Here is an 18,061-nt window from a genome sequence, read left to right as displayed (position 1 = left end):
ACCTGTGCCCGGCCCCGGGCCTGTGCCCGGCCCCGGGCCTGTGCCCGGCCCCGGGCCTGTGCCCGAACCGGAACCTGTGCCCGGCCCCGGGCCTGTGCCCGGCCCCGGGCCTGTGCCCGGCCCCGGGCCTGTGCCCGGACCGGCGCCCAGGACGGCAACCTCGTACGACGGACCGGAGGCACGCCCATGAGCACCCGCCGGCTCACCACCGCCCAGGCCCTGGTGGCCTTCCTGGCCCGCCAGTACACCGAGCGCGACGGCCGGAGGCAGCGGCTGATCAGCGCCACCTGGGGCATCTTCGGCCACGGCAACGTCGCCGGCATCGGCCAGGCGCTCGTCGAGTCCGGCCGGTCCATGCCGTACTTCCAGGGCCGCAACGAACAGGCCATGGTGCACGCCGCCGTCGGTTACGCCCGCCGGTCCGGCCGCCTGTCCACGCATGCCGTCACCACCTCCATCGGCCCCGGTGCCACCAATCTCGTCACCGGAGCCGCCCTCGCGACCGTCAACCACCTCCCCGTCCTCCTCCTGCCCGGGGACACCTTCGCGACCCGGCCCGCCGACCCCGTGCTCCAGCAGCTCGAAGTCCCGTACGCGGGCGACGTCTCCGTCAACGACTGCCTGCGCCCCGTCTCCCGCTACTTCGACCGGATCACCCGCCCGGAGGCCCTGGTCCCGGCCGCCCTCCAGGCCGTGCGGACCCTCGCCGACCCGGCGGAGACCGGCGCGGTCACACTGGCGCTGCCGCAGGACGTGCAGGCCCAGGCGCACGACTGGCCGGAGGAGTTCTTCGCCGAGCGCGTCTGGTACGTACGCCGCCCCGCCCCCGACCCGCACGAACTCGAACGGGCGGTACGGGCGGTGCGCGACGCCCGTCGGCCGCTGATCGTGGCGGGCGGCGGGGTGCGGTACAGCGAGGCCGAAGAGGCCCTCGCCGCCCTCGCCTCCGCCACCCGCATCCCCGTCGCCTCCACCCAGGCGGGCAAGGGCTCCCTGCGCCACGACCACCCCGCCGACATCGGCGGCATCGGCCACACGGGCACCGCGACCGCCGACGTGCTGGCCCGCGACGCCGACCTGGTGATTGGAGTCGGCACCCGCTACTCCGACTTCACGACCGCCTCCGCCACCCTCTTCCAGAACCCGGCGGTCCGCTTCCTCAACATCAACATCACCGGCTTCGACGCGCACAAGCTCGGCGGGCTCACGCTCGTCGCCGATGCCCGCACCGCGCTGAAGGCGCTCGAAGCGGAACTCGCCGCGCACCAGCACCGCGTCGACCCCGCCTACGAGACCGCGTACACCGGGGCCAAGGCGGCGTGGGAACGGCGGGTGACCGCCGCGTTCGCCGCGGACGACCCGCACGCCCGTCCCACGCAGGCCCAGGTGCTCGGGCTCCTCGACTCACTCGTCACCGAGGACGACGTCCTGATCAACGCGGCCGGATCGCTCCCCGGCGACCTGCACAAGCTCTGGAGGGCCCGCTCACCGCACCAGTACCACGTCGAGTACGGCTACTCCTGCATGGGCTACGAGATCCCGGCGGCGGTCGGGGTCCAGCTGGCCGCCCCGGGCCACCCCGTCTGGGCGCTCGTCGGCGACGGCACGTACCTGATGAACCCCACCGAGATCGTCACCGCCGTGCAGCAGGAACTCCCCGTGAAGCTCGTCGTTCTCCAGAACCACGGGTACGCGTCCATCGGCGGCCTCTCCGAGTCGGTCGGCGCCGAGCGTTTCGGTACGGACTACCGCCACCGGACCGCCGACGGTGCCTTCACCGGCCCGCCGCTCCCCGTCGACCTCGCGGCCAACGCTGGCTCGCTCGGCATGCGGGTGCTCCGCGCCAGGACGGTGTGCGACCTGCGTGAAGCCCTCGCCGAGGCGCGCGCCTCGGACCTTCCCACTTGTGTCTACGTCGAGACCGAAACGGCAGACACAGTGTCGGGCCCTCCTCCGGCGCAGGCGTGGTGGGATGTTCCCGTGGCCGAGACGGCCACCCGGCCGTCGGCCGTGAAGGCCCGCGAGACGTACGAACACCATGTTGCCGACCGGCGCCACCACCTCTGAGGCGCCGCCGCCGTTCGGGCGCCCGGTAACGCCCCGTCCCCCGCGTGCCACACGCCCGGCGCCACCGCCACCAAGACACCTGGACGCCACCGAAGGAGCTCCGTCATGAAGACCGTCAACCACTGGATCGGTGGCAAGACCGTCGAGGGTGCCTCGGGCAATTACGGCCCGGTCACCGACCCGGCCACCGGCGAGGCCACCACCCGCGTCGCGCTCGCCTCCGCCGAGGAGGTCGACGCCGCGGTCGCCGCCGCGAAGGACGCCTACGCCTCCTGGGGCACGTCCTCGCTGGCCACCCGTACCGCGATCCTCTTCCGCTACCGCGCGCTGCTCGACGCCCGCCGCGAGGACATCGCCAGGCTGATCACCGCCGAGCACGGCAAGGTGCACTCGGACGCGCTGGGCGAGGTGGCCCGCGGCCTGGAGGTCGTCGAGCTGGCCTGCGGCATCACGACCCAGCTCAAGGGCGAGCTGTCCACCCAGGTGTCCAGCCGGGTCGACGTCGCCGCGATCCGCCAGCCGCTCGGTGTGGTTGCCGGGATCACCCCGTTCAACTTCCCGGCCATGGTGCCGATGTGGATGTTCCCGCTCGCCGTCGCCTGCGGGAACACCTTTGTGCTCAAGCCCAGCGAGAAGGACCCGTCGGCCGCGAACCTGCTGGCCGAACTGGCCGCCGAGGCCGGTCTGCCGGACGGGGTGCTGAACGTCGTGAACGGCGACAAGGTCGCCGTGGATGCCCTGCTGAACCACCCGGACGTGGCTGCGGTCTCCTTCGTGGGGTCCACCCCGATCGCCCGCTACATCCACGCCACCGCCTCCGCCAACGGCAAGCGCGTCCAGGCCCTCGGCGGTGCGAAGAACCACATGCTGGTGCTGCCGGATGCGGACCTCGATGCCGCCGCCGACGCGGCCGTCTCCGCCGCGTACGGCTCCGCCGGTGAGCGCTGCATGGCGATCTCCGCGGTCGTCGCGGTCGGCTCCAGCGGCGACGAACTCGTCGCCAAGATCAAGGAGCGCGCCGAGAAGATCAAGATCGGTCCGGGCGGCGACCCGTCCTCCGAGATGGGACCGCTGATCACCGCCGCCCATCGCGACAAGGTCGCCTCCTACATCACGGGCGCGGCGGCCCAGGGCGCCGAGGTCGTCCTGGACGGCACCGGCCACACCGTCGAGGGCTTCGAGAACGGCCACTGGATCGGCATCTCCCTCCTCGACCACGTGTCCACCGACTCGGACGCGTACAAGGACGAGATCTTCGGCCCGGTGCTGTGCGTGCTGCGCGTGGAGACGTACGAGGAGGGCGTGGCCCTCATGAACGCCTCTCCGTTCGGCAACGGCACCGCGATCTTCACCCGTGACGGCGGGGCCGCCCGCCGCTTCCAGCTGGAGATCCAGGCCGGCATGGTCGGCGTCAACGTGCCGATCCCGGTGCCGGTCGGCTACCACTCCTTCGGCGGCTGGAAGGACTCCCTCTTCGGGGACCACCACATCTACGGCAACGACGGCGTGCACTTCTACACCCGCGGCAAGGTCGTCACCACCCGCTGGCCGGACCCGGCCGACGCCCCGGCAGGTGTGGACCTGGGCTTCCCCCGCAACCACTGATCCGCCCCCCTGTCGGGGCCCTGGTCCGCCGCCCTTTCTCCGGGCCCGGTCCACCGCCCCGCCCACGGCCCGTCCGGACACACCCCTCCGTGTCCGGACGGGCCGTCGCCCCGTTCCTGGCCGGGCGGACCACAGACCCAGGACAGACCGCGTGTGCGTCCCGGGACTCACATGCGCCGCAGCCCGAGGGCTCACATCGCCGCAGCTCCAGGGCTCACATGCGCCGCAGTCCCAGCCACTGGAGCGCCCCCATGCCCGCCACGGTCAGTCCCTGGAACACGATCCAGCCGTTACCGATCCCGGTCGCCGTCAGCGTGTCCACGAGCACGATGACGACACTCGCCACGCCCCAGGCGGCGTTCAGGGCGATGACGACGGCGACCGCGCCCCGGTCGAGCTCCGCCCGGCGGGCGACGGACAGCAGCCACGCCGCGTACACGGTGAGGAACACGCCCACCGCGTACTCCACCGAGCGCGGCACGCCGAGGAACGAGTCCAGGACCGTGGCGAGCGCGAGATAGCCGATGCCGTTGGCCCCGGTGAGGACCACGTCCGCCATGAGGGCCATGCGGAGCAGTTTGTCGGTGCGGGCGACGCCCGCCGTGTCTTTCGCGCCCGGTGCCGGGACCGTACTCGCGTTCGGGTACGCCATCACAGGGTCCTCCCGTCCTTGTCCTTCGTCTTCGCGTCGCGCCTTCGGCGAAGACACGTGCCGCACGAGGAAGGTACGGACACGCGCGGCACCCGCTCAATTACCTCCGAGGTCATGCGTGTGAATGCGCCGCGCATTTCTCTTATGACGGCAAGTGAAAAGAATGCCCCTCGTGTGACGCGGGCCACGTGATGTGTGCCACTCTTATCCCGATTTGGCGCATTTGCCGTGTGGGGTGGGTCATGTGGTGGCGGTCACTATGAGGTCGAATAGTAGATGGCCCGGGCGGTTTCCGTGGGCATCCATGGGCCCTGCGCGGGAATCTCGGATCATTTCCCAGGCCATCTACGAGGCTTTTTAGTAAGAGGCCGCCATTGACGGGGATTTCCTGCTCGCATAACAATTTTTGACATCACTTCCGATCGAAGAGGAATTGCTGAATGCAGATCACCGCGATGCCCAAGAATTTCGCTCGTATGACCCGCACCAAGAAGGCCTCCCTGGGTGTGCTCCTGGCCGGTGCGGCGGTCGCCGCCGGTACCGTCGCCGGAGCCCCGTCCGCCTCCGCCGCCACCCCGGCCCCCGCTCAGGCCCCCGCCGCCTCCACCCAGGCGAGCGGCGGCAACGTGGACGGCTGGATCAAGCAGGCGCTCGAAGTCATGCGCGCGAAGGGCATCCCGGGCTCGTACGAGGGGATCCACCGCAACCTGATGCGCGAGTCCGGCGGCAATCCGAACGCCATCAACAACTGGGACTCCAACGCCGCCAAGGGCATTCCGTCCAAGGGGCTGCTCCAGGTCATCGACCCGACGTTCAACGCGTACCACGTCAACGGGACCGCGAAGAACGTCTACGACCCCGTCGCCAACATCACCGCGGCTGCCAACTACGCCGCCCACCGGTACGGCTCCATCGACAACGTCAACTCCGCGTACTGAGCGGGGTGTTTGGGCCGCGCAGTTGGATGGTGAGCCGTTCCCGTCCGGGACGGCGGCCGAGAGCGAGTCGCGGAACAATCGCGCAATGCCCGTGAGGCAATCACTGCAGGGGAACCGTCATGGTTCCCCTGCAGTTGCGTTTTCGGCGTCGGCGCACCGCGCCCGTCGTCCGTTCCCGTCGGGCCGCCTCGTCGATCATCCGGTTCATCGGGGCGGCGCTCACCCGCCCCGGGGTCGGGAGTGCCGCCACCGTCGTCGCGACCGTGATCGCCGCGCCCAGCCGCACCATCGTCTCCACCGGCACGGCGTACGCGCCCACCGTCTGCGCATAAAGGGGCAAGGCGCTAACATTTAGTTCATGATTCAACATCTTATGGGCGTGGCGGCTCCGATGGACTGGGGCGTCCAGCGGACGTGACGGCTCCGGTGGGTCTGGCGGACCCCGGCCGCCGCGGCCCCGCCACCCCGTCGTGTTCACCACTCCGTCGCGTCCGCCACCTCCCGGGCGATGTCCGTGACCTTCCTGCCGTCCGTCGCCACCCGGATCGTGTCCGACGGGGAACGCTCGTCCAGCAGACGGGCCTTGCGGACGCTGTTCGCCACCTCGCGGTCCAGTTCCGAACCGATCTCCCGGCCCAGCAGCCGGTGATACGTGGTGGTGTCGGAAGCGGTGAGCAGGACGCGGACCATCCGTACACGCGAACCCATCGCGTGCTCGAACATCGCCGCCGACTCCGGCAGCACGCACACCGTGTTGGTGTAGATCAGACGCCGGTACCCGAGTTCCGCGAAGTTCGACCAGACCGCCGTCAGATTGCGCTCGGTGATCGCTGCCCGGTGCGGATCGCCGGGCGGCGCCGGATGGACCTGCCCCATCAGGTCGCCCTCCAGCACCGCGTGCGCCACCTCCGCCGCCCGCAACAGCGCCGACACCTCCCAGGCCACGGTCGACTTCCCCACGCCCGCCCGCCCGCCGATGAGCAGTACCTCCGACTGATTCATGTCCGCAGGGTGCCAGGCCGTGACGGCCACCGCGAGGCGACCGTCCACCCGTGTCGCGTGCTCCCCGCCCTCCTTGCCCCCCTCGGCCCCTCCTTCCCCTTGCAACCGAAGCCGCACGGCTTGCAACCGAAGCCGCACGGCGACGCTCCCTGATCCATTCCCCGTCGCCCCGGGTCGTTAGGGTCGGGAGCATGGAGAGCCCTGACGCGCGCGCGTCCCGATGGCGGCTTCCGCCGTTCCGGGCGGACCGACGAAGAGGCGGACGCGTACACGAGCAAGGAGACGGGCGGGCAGACGGGCGCGGACCCCGACGCGGCCGGTGGGCCGCGGGCCTCGCGGCGCTCGCCGTCCTGGCCGGCGCCGGTACGTGGCACGCCGTGGCGGACGACGGCGGACCCGCCGTGCACCGCCAGGACCGGACGCTCCGGGGCGACGGGGTGCCCCTCGACACCTCGTACTTCACCACCGGCGGCACAGAACGCCGCCCGGCCGTACTGATCGGACACGGCTTCGGTGGCAGCAAGGACGACGTACGGGCCCAGGCCGAGCGGCTGGCCGGAGCCGGGTACGCCGTGCTGACCTGGTCCGCCCGGGGATTCGGGAAGTCGGGCGGGGAGATCTCGCTCAACGCCCCCGACCGCGAGGTCAAGGACGTCTCCCGGCTGATCGACTGGCTCGCGGCCCGGCCCGAGGTACGGCTGGACGCGAAGGGCGACCCGCGCGTCGGCGTCACCGGCGCCTCCTACGGCGGGGCCGTCTCGCTGCTCGCCGCCGGGTACGACCGGCGTGTCGACGCCATCGCGCCCCAGATCACGTACTGGAACCTGGCCGACGCGCTCTTCCCGGACGGGGTCTTCAAGAAGCTCTGGGCCGGGATCTTCGTCACCTCGGGCGGTGGCTGCCAGAAGTTCGAGCAGCGGATCTGTGCGATGTACGAACGGGTCGCCGTCACCGGTGAACCCGACGACGCCGCGCGCGCACTGCTCACCGAGCGGTCCCCGAGCGCCGTCGCCGACCGCATCAAGGTGCCCGCGCTCATCGTGCAGGGCCAGTCCGACTCCCTCTTCCCGCTCGGCCAGGCCGACGCCATGGCGCGGGCCATCAGCGGCAACGGCGCACCGGTCGCCGTCGACTGGATCACGGGCGGGCACGACGGCGGCGACCCGGAGGCCGACCGGGTCCACGGCCGGATCAACGACTGGTTCGACCGCTACCTCAAGGACGACACGAGCACCGACACCGGACCCGCCTTCCGCGTCACCCGGACCGGAGGCGTCGACTCCACCGACGGCGCCGCCCGCACGCGCGGGGCGAGCAGCACCACCTATCCGGGACTCGGAGGCGAAGAGCGGCAGACGATCGGCCTGGAGCGGCGGACGCGGACGTTCCGCAACCCGGCCGGGGCCAGTCCACCCGGCATCTCCGCCGTACCGGGAGTCGGCGGCGGACTCACCCGGCTGTCCTCGCTCGGCGTCGGACTCTCCATGGACGTCCCCGGGCAGTACGCGCGCTTCGACTCCGCCCCCCTGGGCGGGTCCGTGCGCGTCACCGGCGCACCGACCGTCCGGGTGAACGTGAAGGCGGATCACGGCGACGCCGTCCTGTTCGCCAAGGTGTACGACGTGGCGCCGGACGGCAGGCAGCAGGTGCTGCCCGCACAACTCGTCGCACCGGTCCGGATCACCCCGGACCGGCAGGGCCGGGCCGTACGGCTGACGCTCCCCGCCATCGACCACCGGTTCGACGCCGGGCACCGGCTCCGCCTGGTTCTCTCCGCCACCGACCTCGGCTACGCCTCTCCGGCCGAGCCGGCGACGTACACCGTGACCACCGCCGGCCCGCTCACCCTCCCCACCGACCCCGCCCTGAGCACCGCGTCGGCCGGTCTGCCCCGGTGGACCTGGGGAATGCCGGCCGCCGCCGCGGTGATCGCCGCCCTGCTGCTGCTCACCGCCCGCCGCCGTGTGCCTGCTTCCGGCGGCCGGCGTACCACCGCCCCGGCGCCCGACCCCGCACTCGCCGATGTGCCCCTCCGGATCACGGGCCTGTCGAAGAAGTACGCCAAGTCCGCCGACAGATACGCGGTGAAGGAGCTGTCCTTCCAGGTCGAGAAGGGACAGGTGCTCGGGCTCCTCGGACCCAACGGCGCGGGCAAGACCACCACCCTGCGCATGCTGATGGGCCTGATCACGCCCGACGAGGGCGAGATCCGCGTCTTCGGACAGGCGATCCGGCCGGGCGCACCCGTGCTGTCCCGCGTCGGTTCGTTCGTCGAGGGCGCCGGTTTCCTGCCCCACCTGTCCGGGCGCGCCAACCTGGAGCTGTACTGGCGGGCCACCGGCCGCCCCACCGAGGACTCCCGCATCGACGAGGCCCTGGAGATCGCCGGGCTCGGCGACGCGCTCGCCCGCGCCGTGCGCACGTACTCGCAGGGCATGCGGCAGCGGCTGGCCATCGCCCAGGCCATGCTCGGGATGCCGGACCTGCTCATCCTCGACGAACCGGCCAACGGACTCGACCCGCCCCAGATCCGCGAGATGCGGGACGTGATGATCCGGTACGCGGCCGGGGGCCGCACCGTCATCGTCTCCAGCCACCTCCTCGCCGAGGTCGAGCAGTCCTGCACTCACCTCGTGGTCATGGACCGGGGCCGACTCGTCCAGGCGGGCCCGGTCGCCGAGATCACCGGCTCCGGTGACATGCTGCTCGTCACCGCCGCGCGCGAGTTGCCCGACCCCCTCGTGGAGAAGGTCGCCGCGCTGCCGGGGATCGTCTCCGCCACGCGCACGGACGACACGCGGGGGCTGCTGGTACGGCTCGACGGGACGACCACCACGACGTCTGACCTGATCGCCGAACTGGTCCGGCTCGATGTGCCGTTGACCGGCGTCGGGCCGTACCACCGTCTGGAGGACGCGTTCCTCACCCTGATTTCCGGAGGCTCCGCATGAGTGCCACGAAGACCGGGGCGACAGCCGACGTGTCGGCAGCCACCAGGGCTCCCGCGGCGGCGGGTGCGCCCGGCTACCACCCCCGGCGCACCCTGCCACTGCGCGTCGAGGCGGTACGCCAACTGCGCAGGCGCCGCACGCTGTTCATGGGAGGGGCGCTGGCCGCGCTGCCGTTCGTCCTGATCGCCGCGTTCGCGATCGGCGGCACACCGGCCTCGCGGGGCGGTGGCAGCGGGCGGATCACCCTGATGGACACCGCGACCGCCTCCGGCGTGAACTTCGCCGCGACCTGTCTGTTCGTGTCCGCCGGGTTCCTGCTCGTGATCCCGGTGGCCCTGTTCTGCGGCGACACGGTGGCGTCCGAGGCCAGTTGGTCCTCGCTGCGCTACCTGCTGGCGGCGCCCGTGCCCCGGGCCAGACTGCTGTGGAGCAAGCTTGTCGTGGCGCTCGGCTTCAGCCTGGCCGCGATGGCGCTGCTGCCGCTCGTCGCCCTGGCCGCCGGAACCGTCGCGTACGGGTGGGGGCCGCTCCGACTCCCCACCGGGGGCGCGCTGGACGCCTCGACGGCGGTCCCCCGGCTGGCGATCGCCGTCGCCTTCGTCTTCGTGTCCCAACTGGTCACCGCCGGTCTGGCGTTCTGGCTGTCGACGAAGACCGACGCCCCGCTGGGCGCCGTTGGCGGGGCGGTCGGGCTGACGATCGTCGGCAATGTGCTGGACGCGGTCACCGCCCTCGGATCCTGGCGCGAATTCCTGCCCGCGCACTGGCAGTTCGCATGGGCGGACGCGCTCCAGCCGGAACTGGAGTGGGCCGGCATGGTGAAGGGGGCATCGGTCTCGGTGGCGTACGCCCTGATCCTGTTCGCCCTCGCCTTCCGGGGCTTCGGCCGCAAGGACGTGGTGTCCTGAACCGCTGCCCGTACGGGAAGCGGAGACCGGCTGCGCGGCCTGTCGGTACGGAGACCCTCGGCGTGCGCCGTTCACGCGGGACGGGCTGCGCGGGCGGTTCGCACGGAGACCTTCTGTGCGGGCCGTCCGGCTTTCCGCGGACAGGATGACGGTACGGGTGTGGGCATGGTGCCGCGTACGGGTGGAGGTGCTGTGACGGTCGCGACCGGCCGCGCAACCAACGGGTCCGGCAGCCGGTCCGACTGTGCAGAACACCGGTACGCACACGCCTGAAGTGCCGGTCCCCACACCCGGACGAAGGAATCCACATGGCATCCCGCGTTCTCGGAACCGCTGCCGTACTCGCCGCCGTCACCGTGGCGAGCGCCGTCACCGCCCTGCCGGCCATGGCCGCGCCGACCACCGCCCGGACAGCCGGGCCCACGCCCGCGTCCGCCCCCGCCCAGCCCCCGGGGCGCGACGACTTCAACGGGGACGGCTACCCGGACGTGGCGTTCACCGCACCCGGCGCCACCGTCGACGGAAAGGCCGGCGCCGGTTACGTGGGCGTGGTGTACGGCTCCGAGAACGGCCCGCGGACCGCCACCAAGCAGGTCCTCACCCAGAACTCGCCCGGCGTTCCGGACGCGGCCGAGGCCGGTGACGCGTTCGGCGGCTCACTGGTCTCCGCCGACCTGGACCGGGACGGGTACGACGACCTCGTGATCGGCGCGCCGGGGGAGACGGTCGGGACGACCGAACAGGCCGGCTCGCTCACCGTGATCTGGGGCGGCGCGCAGGGCCTGTCCGGCGGCGCCACCCTGCTGACCGGCGACAGGCAGTACGGGGAGATCGGCACCAGGATCGCCGTGGGCGACTTCGACGGCGACGGGGCCGTCGATGTCGTCACCCTCGGAAGAGGAAGCGGCGATCTGCACGTCCTGTCCGGCCCGTTCGGCCGCGACGGCAGCCCGGCGGCCCCCGCCAGGGTGATCCGGGACATGGACGACCTGCGCTGCCTGGACATCGCGGCGGGCGACTTCGACGGCGACGGCCGCGACGATCTGGCCGCCGTGGTCAACGACGGCGACGAGTACGACGCCCGACGCATCCTGATCCGCAAGGGCGGTGCCACCGGCCTGAACGAGGAGTACACCGTCGTCGAGCGTGCGGACGGCTCCCGCCTCCAAGGCGGCGAGACCATCACCGCGGGCCGGGTGAACGGCGACGTGTACGCCGACCTGGTCGTGGGCCGCCCGGTCGACGGCTACGACAGCGACGTGGACCTGCCGCGCGCCAAGGGCGGCATGATCACCTACGTGCCGGGCGGCCCCACCGGCCCGCGGGGCGACCGGGCCCAGGTCTTCAACCAGGACAGCCCCGGCGTGCCGGGCGTCGCCGAACCGTCCGACGGATTCAGTGCCTCCGTCTCCATCGGCGACGTGAACGGAGACGGCTACGGCGACATCGCCGTCGGTGTCCCCGGTGAGGACCTGGGCACGACGAAGAACGCGGGCTCGGTCCTGGTCCTCCCCGGTACCGCGTCCGGCCCCACCGGCAAGGGGACGGTGGGCTTCAACCAGGACACGGCGGACCTCCCCGGCGTGGCCGAGCCCGACGACCGCTTCGGTGCCGCCGTGACCCTGGTCGACACGAACCGCGACGGCCGCACCGAACTGTTCGTCGGAGCCCCCGGCGAGAACTCCGACGCGGGCTCCCTCTGGGTCTTCCCGACCACTGCCTCCGGCCCGACCGCCAAGGGATCGTTCACCTTCGGCCACGGGACGCTGGGCACGACCCCGAAGAACGCCCGGCTCGGATCAGCCTTCACCCGCTGACCGGCCGCCCCCCGGGGGGCCAACCGCCTCCCCGGGGGACCGGCCCCGTACCGGGATCAGGCCTTCTTGACCACGCTGGACTTGAGCTGCATGGCCCCGAAGCCATCGATCCTGCAGTCGATGTCATGGCCGTCGACCCCGTCGACGAGCCGGATGCCGCGCACCTTCGTGCCGGCCTTGATCCCGGACGGGCTGCCCTTGACCTTGAGCGCCTTGACGACGACCACGGAGTCCCCGTCCTGCAGCACATTGCCGACGGAGTCCCTGATCACCCGCTCCCCGGAGGCGCCCTCGTCCGGCGCGTCGTTCTCGGAGGGAACCCACTCGTGGCCGCACTCGGGGCACACCACCAGGGCGTTCATCTCGTAGGTGTACTCGCACGAGCACTTGGGACAGGGCGGCAGATTCTCGATCACGCCGGTACGGTAACTGCCGGATATGCAAATTGCGAAACTTCGCAATTGCCCTCCGGATCCCCCCATGCGTCCGTCCTCGCGAGCGCCCTGGCCATGGGAAACCCCAGGCTCGGCGACGTCTGGCCGGGGATGGGCCGTCGCAGGAGGGAGGGTGGGTCCGGTCGAGACGGGACGGCGGGCGTTTCGGGGGCTTCGGGTCGCTTTCGGGGTGACGGTCGCCGGGAGCCTCTCCTGGTCGGCTTCGGGCGGACCGATCCCTCTGCGGCTCCCGGTCCGCCCGTCCCGGCCGAAGCGGCCCCTGATCGGCATCAAAAAGACCCTCCCGGAGGAGGGTCTCGCGCTGTGCGCCCCCGGCAGGACTCGAACCTGCGGCCAAGTGCTTAGAAGGCACCTGCTCTATCCACTGAGCTACGGGGGCCGGTGGTGGCCTCGGTGGCCTGGAGCCGTGGGCCGGGCTGGTCGGTGACCTGCCGGAACAAGGATAGGGCTCCGATCGCCTCGCTCCGGTTGCTTCACCTGCGTGGCACGATGTGGAGGTTCGGTGAAGCGAACCGATAATCGCAGGTGGACAAGATTCGCGCATCGCTTTTCGCGCCTCACACCCCGGGTGTTGTGCACTCGTTATGCCTGCGCCCCACTCGTCCCCTCTGTCCTGACTTGAATCCTGCGGGGGAACCGGCGCGCAGGGGAGGTTATACGCTTCAAAAAGGCTCCAAAATTGGGCATTCTTCGCATGTGGTGACCTTGGACGTACGGCCTCAGCTCATCGACGCACTCTCCGCCCTGCGCGACCGTGTCGCCGCCGTGCGTCTTCCGCTTCCGCTGCCCGGGGCCGGCCGTGCCCGCCGGACCCGGAGCGAATTGCTCGCCCAGCTCGACGACTATCTGCTTCCCCGGCTCAAGGACCCCGAAGCCCCCCTGCTCGCCGTCATCGGAGGGTCCACCGGAGCCGGGAAGTCGACCCTGGTCAACTCGCTGGTGGGGCGCCCGGTCAGCGAGGCCGGGGTGCTGCGGCCGACCACGCGTACGCCCGTGCTCGTCTGCCACCCGGATGATCACCACTGGTTCGCGGGGGCCCGCGTACTGCCCCAACTCACCAGGGTCTGGCTGCCGCCGCAGGAAGCGCGGGTTCTCGACGGGCGGAGCGGCCCCGGAGACCCCGATGGCCTCGACGGGTTCGACGACGAGGACGCGGAGGAGGACGGGACCACGCTGCGCGTCGAGACCGCCACCGGGCTGCCGCGTGGGCTCGCGCTGCTCGACGCACCCGACATCGACTCGCTCGTCGTACGGAACAGGCTGCTGGCCGCCGAGCTGATCTGCGCCGCGGACGTATGGGTGATGGTCACCACCGCCTCGCGCTACGCGGACGCGGTGCCCTGGCATCTGCTGCGCACGGCCAAGGAGTACGACGCCTCGCTCGTCACCGTTCTCGACCGGGTGCCGCACCAGGTGATCGGCGAGGTCTCGCGCCAGTACGGGGCGCTGCTCACCCGCGCGGGCCTCGGCGAGGTGCCGCGTTTCACCATCCCCGAGCTGCCCGAATCGGCGGGCGGAGGCAGCGGGTTGCTGCCCGCCACCGCCGTGGCCCCGCTCCGTGCCTGGCTCAGCCACCGCGCCCAGGACCCGGCGGCCCGCCAGCAGACGGTCGCGCGCACCGCGGCCGGGGTCATCGCCTCGCTGGACGCGCGGTTGCCCGCGCTGGCCGGGGCCGTCGCGGCGCAGTACGCGGCGGCGGTGCGGCTGACCGCGGTCGTCGAGGACGCGTACCGCGCCGAGGTGGACCGGGTCGAGCGGCGGCTGCGCGGCGGCGGCGTGCTCGCCGGTGACGCTCGTACCCGCTGGCGCGGATACCCGCACTACAGCACTTCCGAAGAACTCCTCGAATCGCTGGTGGAGAGCCTTGCCGCGCTGCTGCGCTGTGCCGTGGCCGCCGCTGACGAACAGATCCTCACGGCCTGGCGGCGCGAACCCGCGGCCGGGGCGTTCGGTCGCGAGGGCCTCGGCCGCGAGGCCGGGGTGTGGGGGCCGGTCGAGGACATCGGGGGCCGGATCTCCGTGGCCGTACGGCGGTGGCGGCGGATGTTGGAGGAACTGGCGGAGGAAGAGGTGCGTCGGCTCGAACGCAACGCCGCACCCGACGCCGAGACGGTGACGTCGCTCCTGGCCGCCGCTCTGCTCGGCGGTCGGCGTACCCGTGCCGCCGGGGAACAGCTCGCCGAGCGGATCGGTGCCCAGGGTGCGCTGCGGCTGCGCGACAGGGGCGGCGCACTGCTCACCGACTGCCTCGGCCGGGTGCTGGATGGAGAACGCGACCGGCGGCTCGCCCCGCTCGACGCCCTGGATGTGGTTCCCGAGCCGCAGGCCGAACTCATTGCCGCGCTGTCCGTACTGCAGAAGGAGAGGTGGCAGCGATGACTGCCGTCATCGACGAGGGGGCGAGCCGGGGCGCTGGTACCGCGTCTCCCGACGACCACGACCGTTTTCCTCACGACCGTTCTCACCGCGACCGCGACCGCTCTCATGCCGGTGACGGCGACCGTTCTCGCCACGACCACCGTGACTCTTCTCATCATGCCCGCGACCAGGATCACCACTGTTCGGAACCTGATCGCGGGCATGGGGAAGGTGACCGGAGTCGGTCGCGCAGCGATCGTGACCGTCCGGAAGGCGACCAGGGGCCGGTACCGGGCCGGGGGGCCGACGGGCGTGCGGACGTCCTGGAGCCGGCCACGGGCTGGAACGACGGGTTGATCGCCCGGCGCGCGGTGGTCAGGACGGTGCCCGCCGAGCCCGGGGCCGGCTTGGACGACGACATGCGCGCGCCCCAGGTCGAGGCGTATGTGCCGTCCGGCGGCCCGCTTCGGCCACGGCTCGACGCGCTGCGTGAACTCGTCGGTCTCTCCAGGGCCCGGATCGACGCGGGTGCCCTCGCCGAAGCGGGACGGGTGCTCGACGAGGCGGCGGCCCGTCGTCGGCTCTCCTCCCATCACTCCGTCGTCGCCGTCGCCGGAGCGACCGGCAGCGGTAAGTCGACCCTCTTCAACGCGATCGCGGGCGCCCAGATCTCCGAGACCGGGCTGCGCAGGCCGACCACCTCCGCCCCCCTCGCCTGTTCCTGGACCGACGGCGCCGCCGGGCTGCTCGACCGGCTGGCCGTCCCCGGCCGGCTCAGGCGCCGCCCGCAGCAGAGTGCCGCGGGCGGAGACGCGGCGCTCCAGGGACTCGTACTCGTCGATCTGCCGGACCACGACTCCGCGGCGACCGGTCACCGCGAGCAGGTCGACCGGGTGCTCGCGCTGGTCGACGCGGTGATCTGGGTCGTCGACCCGGAGAAGTACGCGGACGCGGCCCTGCACGAGCGTTACCTGCGGCCGCTCGCCGGGCACGCCGAGGTCACCTTCGTGGTCCTCAACCAGGTCGACCGGCTCCCCGGCGACGCCGCCGACCAGGTCCTGGACGATCTGCGCCGACTCCTGGACGAGGACGGCATGGCACTGGGCGAACACGGCGAACCGGGGGCCACCGTCATGCCCCTGTCCGCGCTCACCGGCGAGGGCGTGGGCGAACTGCGCGAGATGCTCGGCCGGTTCGTCCAGGAGCGCAGGGCGGCTGCGCTGCGTCTCTCCGCCGATCTGGACGCCGCCGCGGCGAGACTTCGTCCGCTGTACGTCGCCGAGGGGCGGCCCGGTCTCGATGAGCGGGCCCGGGAGGAGTTCGCCGACCGGCTCGCGGAGGCCGTCGGGGCTGCTGCGGCGGGTGAGGCGGCCGAACGGGAGTGGGGCAGGAACGCGGGGCGTGCGTGCGGCACGCCGTGGGCGCGGCTGTGGCGCTGGTACCGGTCCACGCGGCGGCCGGGGGCTCTGGACGGCCCGGTGCGGCCCGTACCCGTGGAGGAGCGGCTCACCGCCCGGCAGGGTGTCGAGCAGGCGGTACGGATCCTGGCGGACGAGGCCGCACGCGGGCTGCCGGCTCCCTGGGCCCAGGCGGTCCGGGAGGCGGCGATGACCGGTGCGGAAGGGCTGCCGGAGGCCCTGGACGAACTGGCGAGGAGCCTCGCAGGAGGGGCCGAACCGGATGGTTCCGGTGGCGCAGCGGGTTCGAGCGGTGTGGCCGGTGTGGCCGGTGCGGACGACGTGGTCGCTGCCGTCGCCCCGGTCGACGGGGCCCGCTCCGGAGCCGGCGGTGTCGGCGGCGCTGCGGTCGGCTCAGCGGGTGCGGCAGAAGGCGGGGGCGGGGCCGGTGATCGTGAGGCGGGCGGGCCGGGTGGTGCGAGCGGTGCGGCCGGTGCTGGTGGTGGAGACGATGGTGCGAGCGGTGGACGGCGCACGGGCGGTGGACGGCGTACGGGCGGTGGACGGCGTACGGGCGGTGGACGGCGTACGGGCGGTGGACGGCGTACGGGCAGTGGCGGGGATGGCGGGGCGGTCGCGGTGACCGGGGTGGAGGCGGCCGCGGTGACGGGGGTGTCCGCGGCATCCAGGGTGCCCGGGGCAGCCCCGGCGTCCGGGGCGGTGTGCGGCGGTCGTGCGGGGGCGAGGCCGCCGCGGCCCAGGTGGTGGCCCGCCGCCGTGCTGGCGCAGGTGTCGATGACGTTCTTGCAGGTCTTCGGTGGTCTCTGGGCGATCGGCCGGATGGTCGGTGTGTTTGATTCCGGATTCCTCACCCCGGTCCTGGTGATGCTGGCGGGCGTCGTCGGGGGGCCGCTGGTGGAGTGGGCGTGCGCGGCCGCCACGCGGGGGCCCGCGCGACGTTACGGGCAGGAGGCCGAGCGGCGGTTGCGCGAGGCGGCGGCGGCCTGTGGGCGGGCGAGGGTGCTCGACCCGGTGGCGGCGGAACTCGTGCGGTACCGCGAGGTACGGGAGCGGTACGTGGCGGTGACGGAGTTTTCCACAACCGTTCGGTAATCCACAGGCGCCAGCGGGATTCCCGTCTCTCCTTCAGCCTGGGTACTGCGACCGCGTGGACGCGGTCGCCGGGTCCGGCGGTCCGCGGCCGATGGCTGCGGACCGCCGGACGGGACCGGGGGCCGAAGGGGAGGCGGAGTCATGAACGACACCTTGGTGACGCTGGTGGGCAACGCGGCGACGGCGGTGGAGTACCGGGAGACCGCCACGGGCGGAATGGCGCGGTTCCGGTTCGCGGTGACACCGCGTCGCTGGGATCGCGAGAGGCAACTCTGGGCGGACGGGCACACCAGCTTCTACACCGTGTGGGCTTGGCGGTCCTTGGCGTCGAACCTGTCCGGTTCCGTCGCCGTGGGGGAGCCGCTGGTCGTGCACGGCAGGTTGAAGGTGCGCGAAGAGGAACGGGGAGGCCGGCACCGGACGTTCGTGGATGTCGAGGCGGTCGCGGTGGGGCACGATCTGACGCGGGGGACGGCCGCGTTCCGGCGGGTGGTCAGGGGTGGACCGGGGATCGACTCACGTGCGGGAGGCTTCGGCCCGGACGGTGCGGGTGTTCCGGGCGGTATGCCGACGCGCTCGGACGAACCGGACTGGTCGGTGGCGACGGTCCGGGCGGAAGCGGCACACGGCACGGAAACGGCTCCCGGGTTGGAAACAGTGCCTGGGTTGGAAACAGTGCCCGGGGCGGGAGAGCTGTCCGGGCCGGGAGAACCGAACGGTTCGGAAAGGGCCGTGGGAACGGTGGAGTCAGCCGGTTCGAAAGGGCTGATGGAGCCAGATAAATCGACCGAAAGGTCT

At 72.2% G+C, this 18,061-nt stretch carries 12 protein-coding genes, 1 tRNA gene and 1 pseudogene; 10 read left to right on the top strand and 4 right to left on the bottom strand.

Features of this window, described 5'->3' with window-relative positions; translation table 11 throughout:
• Positions 1 to 186 precede the first annotated feature (186 nt).
• Positions 187 to 2,067, top strand: coding sequence for a 3D-(3,5/4)-trihydroxycyclohexane-1,2-dione acylhydrolase (decyclizing) (gene iolD, locus ACIHCL_RS04070; RefSeq protein WP_399856670.1), 1,881 nt, complete (start codon positions 187 to 189; stop codon positions 2,065 to 2,067).
• Between the two features lie 105 nt (positions 2,068 to 2,172).
• A complete protein-coding gene (locus ACIHCL_RS04065; protein ID WP_399856668.1) occupies positions 2,173 to 3,672 on the top strand; it encodes a CoA-acylating methylmalonate-semialdehyde dehydrogenase in 1,500 nt (499 codons plus the stop codon).
• A gap of 214 nt (positions 3,673 to 3,886) precedes the next feature.
• On the opposite strand, the gene ACIHCL_RS04060 is transcribed toward ACIHCL_RS04065, so the two are convergent.
• Complete coding sequence (locus tag ACIHCL_RS04060; RefSeq protein ID WP_399856666.1) at positions 3,887 to 4,324, bottom strand: hypothetical protein; 438 nt, start codon at positions 4,322 to 4,324, stop codon at positions 3,887 to 3,889.
• 440 nt (positions 4,325 to 4,764) lie between these two features.
• Here ACIHCL_RS04060 and ACIHCL_RS04055 point away from each other — a divergent pair, with 440 nt between their 5' ends.
• Together ACIHCL_RS04055 and ACIHCL_RS04050 are read left to right on the top strand one after the other, a co-directional pair.
• The gene (locus tag ACIHCL_RS04055) at positions 4,765 to 5,262 is read left to right on the top strand and encodes a transglycosylase SLT domain-containing protein (protein ID WP_399856664.1); all 498 of its coding nucleotides are present in this window, start codon (positions 4,765 to 4,767) and stop codon (positions 5,260 to 5,262) included.
• A gap of 119 nt (positions 5,263 to 5,381) precedes the next feature.
• Complete coding sequence (locus ACIHCL_RS04050; RefSeq protein ID WP_399856662.1) at positions 5,382 to 5,594, top strand: hypothetical protein; 213 nt, start codon at positions 5,382 to 5,384, stop codon at positions 5,592 to 5,594.
• A gap of 142 nt (positions 5,595 to 5,736) precedes the next feature.
• On the opposite strand, the gene ACIHCL_RS04045 is transcribed toward ACIHCL_RS04050, so the two are convergent.
• Positions 5,737 to 6,264: a hypothetical protein gene (locus ACIHCL_RS04045; protein WP_399856661.1), complete on the bottom strand. Its 528-nt coding sequence runs from the start codon at positions 6,262 to 6,264 to the stop codon at positions 5,737 to 5,739.
• A gap of 191 nt (positions 6,265 to 6,455) precedes the next feature.
• On the opposite strand from ACIHCL_RS04045, the gene ACIHCL_RS04040 reads away from it, so the two are divergent.
• The 3 genes from ACIHCL_RS04040 (at position 6,456) to ACIHCL_RS04030 (ending at position 11,940) form a co-directional block, all read left to right on the top strand.
• Complete coding sequence (locus tag ACIHCL_RS04040; RefSeq protein ID WP_399856660.1) at positions 6,456 to 9,215, top strand: alpha/beta fold hydrolase; 2,760 nt, start codon at positions 6,456 to 6,458, stop codon at positions 9,213 to 9,215.
• Complete coding sequence (locus ACIHCL_RS04035; RefSeq protein ID WP_399856658.1) at positions 9,212 to 10,123, top strand: ABC transporter permease; 912 nt, start codon at positions 9,212 to 9,214, stop codon at positions 10,121 to 10,123. Before ACIHCL_RS04040 ends, ACIHCL_RS04035 begins: the two co-directional genes overlap by 4 nt.
• Positions 10,124 to 10,431: 308 nt before the next feature.
• The gene (locus tag ACIHCL_RS04030; protein ID WP_399856657.1) at positions 10,432 to 11,940 is read left to right on the top strand and encodes an FG-GAP repeat protein; all 1,509 of its coding nucleotides are present in this window, start codon (positions 10,432 to 10,434) and stop codon (positions 11,938 to 11,940) included.
• Between the two features lie 56 nt (positions 11,941 to 11,996).
• Here the strand turns inward: ACIHCL_RS04030 and ACIHCL_RS04025 are convergent, their stop codons facing one another.
• Entirely contained in the window at positions 11,997 to 12,356 is a 360-nt protein-coding gene (locus ACIHCL_RS04025) for a zinc ribbon domain-containing protein YjdM (protein WP_399856656.1), read from the bottom strand.
• A gap of 345 nt (positions 12,357 to 12,701) precedes the next feature.
• Positions 12,702 to 12,774: transfer RNA gene (locus ACIHCL_RS04020), tRNA-Arg, on the bottom strand.
• A 326-nt stretch (positions 12,775 to 13,100) separates the two neighbouring features.
• Between ACIHCL_RS04020 and ACIHCL_RS04015 the strand changes: the two genes are divergently transcribed.
• The 3 genes and pseudogenes from ACIHCL_RS04015 to ACIHCL_RS04005 form a co-directional block, all read left to right on the top strand.
• Entirely contained in the window at positions 13,101 to 14,774 is a 1,674-nt protein-coding gene (locus tag ACIHCL_RS04015) for a dynamin family protein (protein WP_399857137.1), read from the top strand.
• Positions 14,775 to 15,172: 398 nt separating this feature from the next.
• Positions 15,173 to 17,263 (top strand): YfjP family GTPase, encoded by a 2,091-nt coding sequence (locus tag ACIHCL_RS04010; protein WP_399856654.1) that lies wholly within the window; start codon positions 15,173 to 15,175, stop codon positions 17,261 to 17,263.
• Between the two features lie 141 nt (positions 17,264 to 17,404).
• A pseudogene (locus ACIHCL_RS04005) lies at positions 17,405 to 17,785 on the top strand (single-stranded DNA-binding protein); the annotation flags it as partial.
• Positions 17,786 to 18,061: the final 276 nt, after the last annotated feature.

Origin of the sequence: Streptomyces sp. NPDC052042 (assembly GCF_044548345.1) — a bacterium.
Lineage (GTDB): Bacteria > Actinomycetota > Actinomycetes > Streptomycetales > Streptomycetaceae > Streptomyces.
This window is presented reverse-complemented; position numbering and strand designations above follow the sequence as displayed.

Excerpts from the sequence above, each read along its gene's own strand:
- ACIHCL_RS04030 (WP_399856657.1), top strand. The coding sequence starts at position 10,432 with ATGGCATCCCGCGTTCTCGGAACCGCTGCCGTACTCGCCGCCGTCACC.
- ACIHCL_RS04040 (WP_399856660.1), top strand. The coding sequence starts at position 6,456 with ATGGAGAGCCCTGACGCGCGCGCGTCCCGATGGCGGCTTCCGCCGTTC.
- ACIHCL_RS04060 (WP_399856666.1), bottom strand. The coding sequence starts at position 4,324 with ATGGCGTACCCGAACGCGAGTACGGTCCCGGCACCGGGCGCGAAAGAC.
- iolD (WP_399856670.1), top strand. The coding sequence starts at position 187 with ATGAGCACCCGCCGGCTCACCACCGCCCAGGCCCTGGTGGCCTTCCTG.
- ACIHCL_RS04055 (WP_399856664.1), top strand. The coding sequence starts at position 4,765 with ATGCAGATCACCGCGATGCCCAAGAATTTCGCTCGTATGACCCGCACC.
- ACIHCL_RS04050 (WP_399856662.1), top strand. The coding sequence starts at position 5,382 with ATGGTTCCCCTGCAGTTGCGTTTTCGGCGTCGGCGCACCGCGCCCGTC.
- ACIHCL_RS04035 (WP_399856658.1), top strand. The coding sequence starts at position 9,212 with ATGAGTGCCACGAAGACCGGGGCGACAGCCGACGTGTCGGCAGCCACC.
- ACIHCL_RS04045 (WP_399856661.1), bottom strand. The coding sequence starts at position 6,264 with ATGAATCAGTCGGAGGTACTGCTCATCGGCGGGCGGGCGGGCGTGGGG.
- ACIHCL_RS04065 (WP_399856668.1), top strand. The coding sequence starts at position 2,173 with ATGAAGACCGTCAACCACTGGATCGGTGGCAAGACCGTCGAGGGTGCC.
- ACIHCL_RS04010 (WP_399856654.1), top strand. The coding sequence starts at position 15,173 with ATGCGCGCGCCCCAGGTCGAGGCGTATGTGCCGTCCGGCGGCCCGCTT.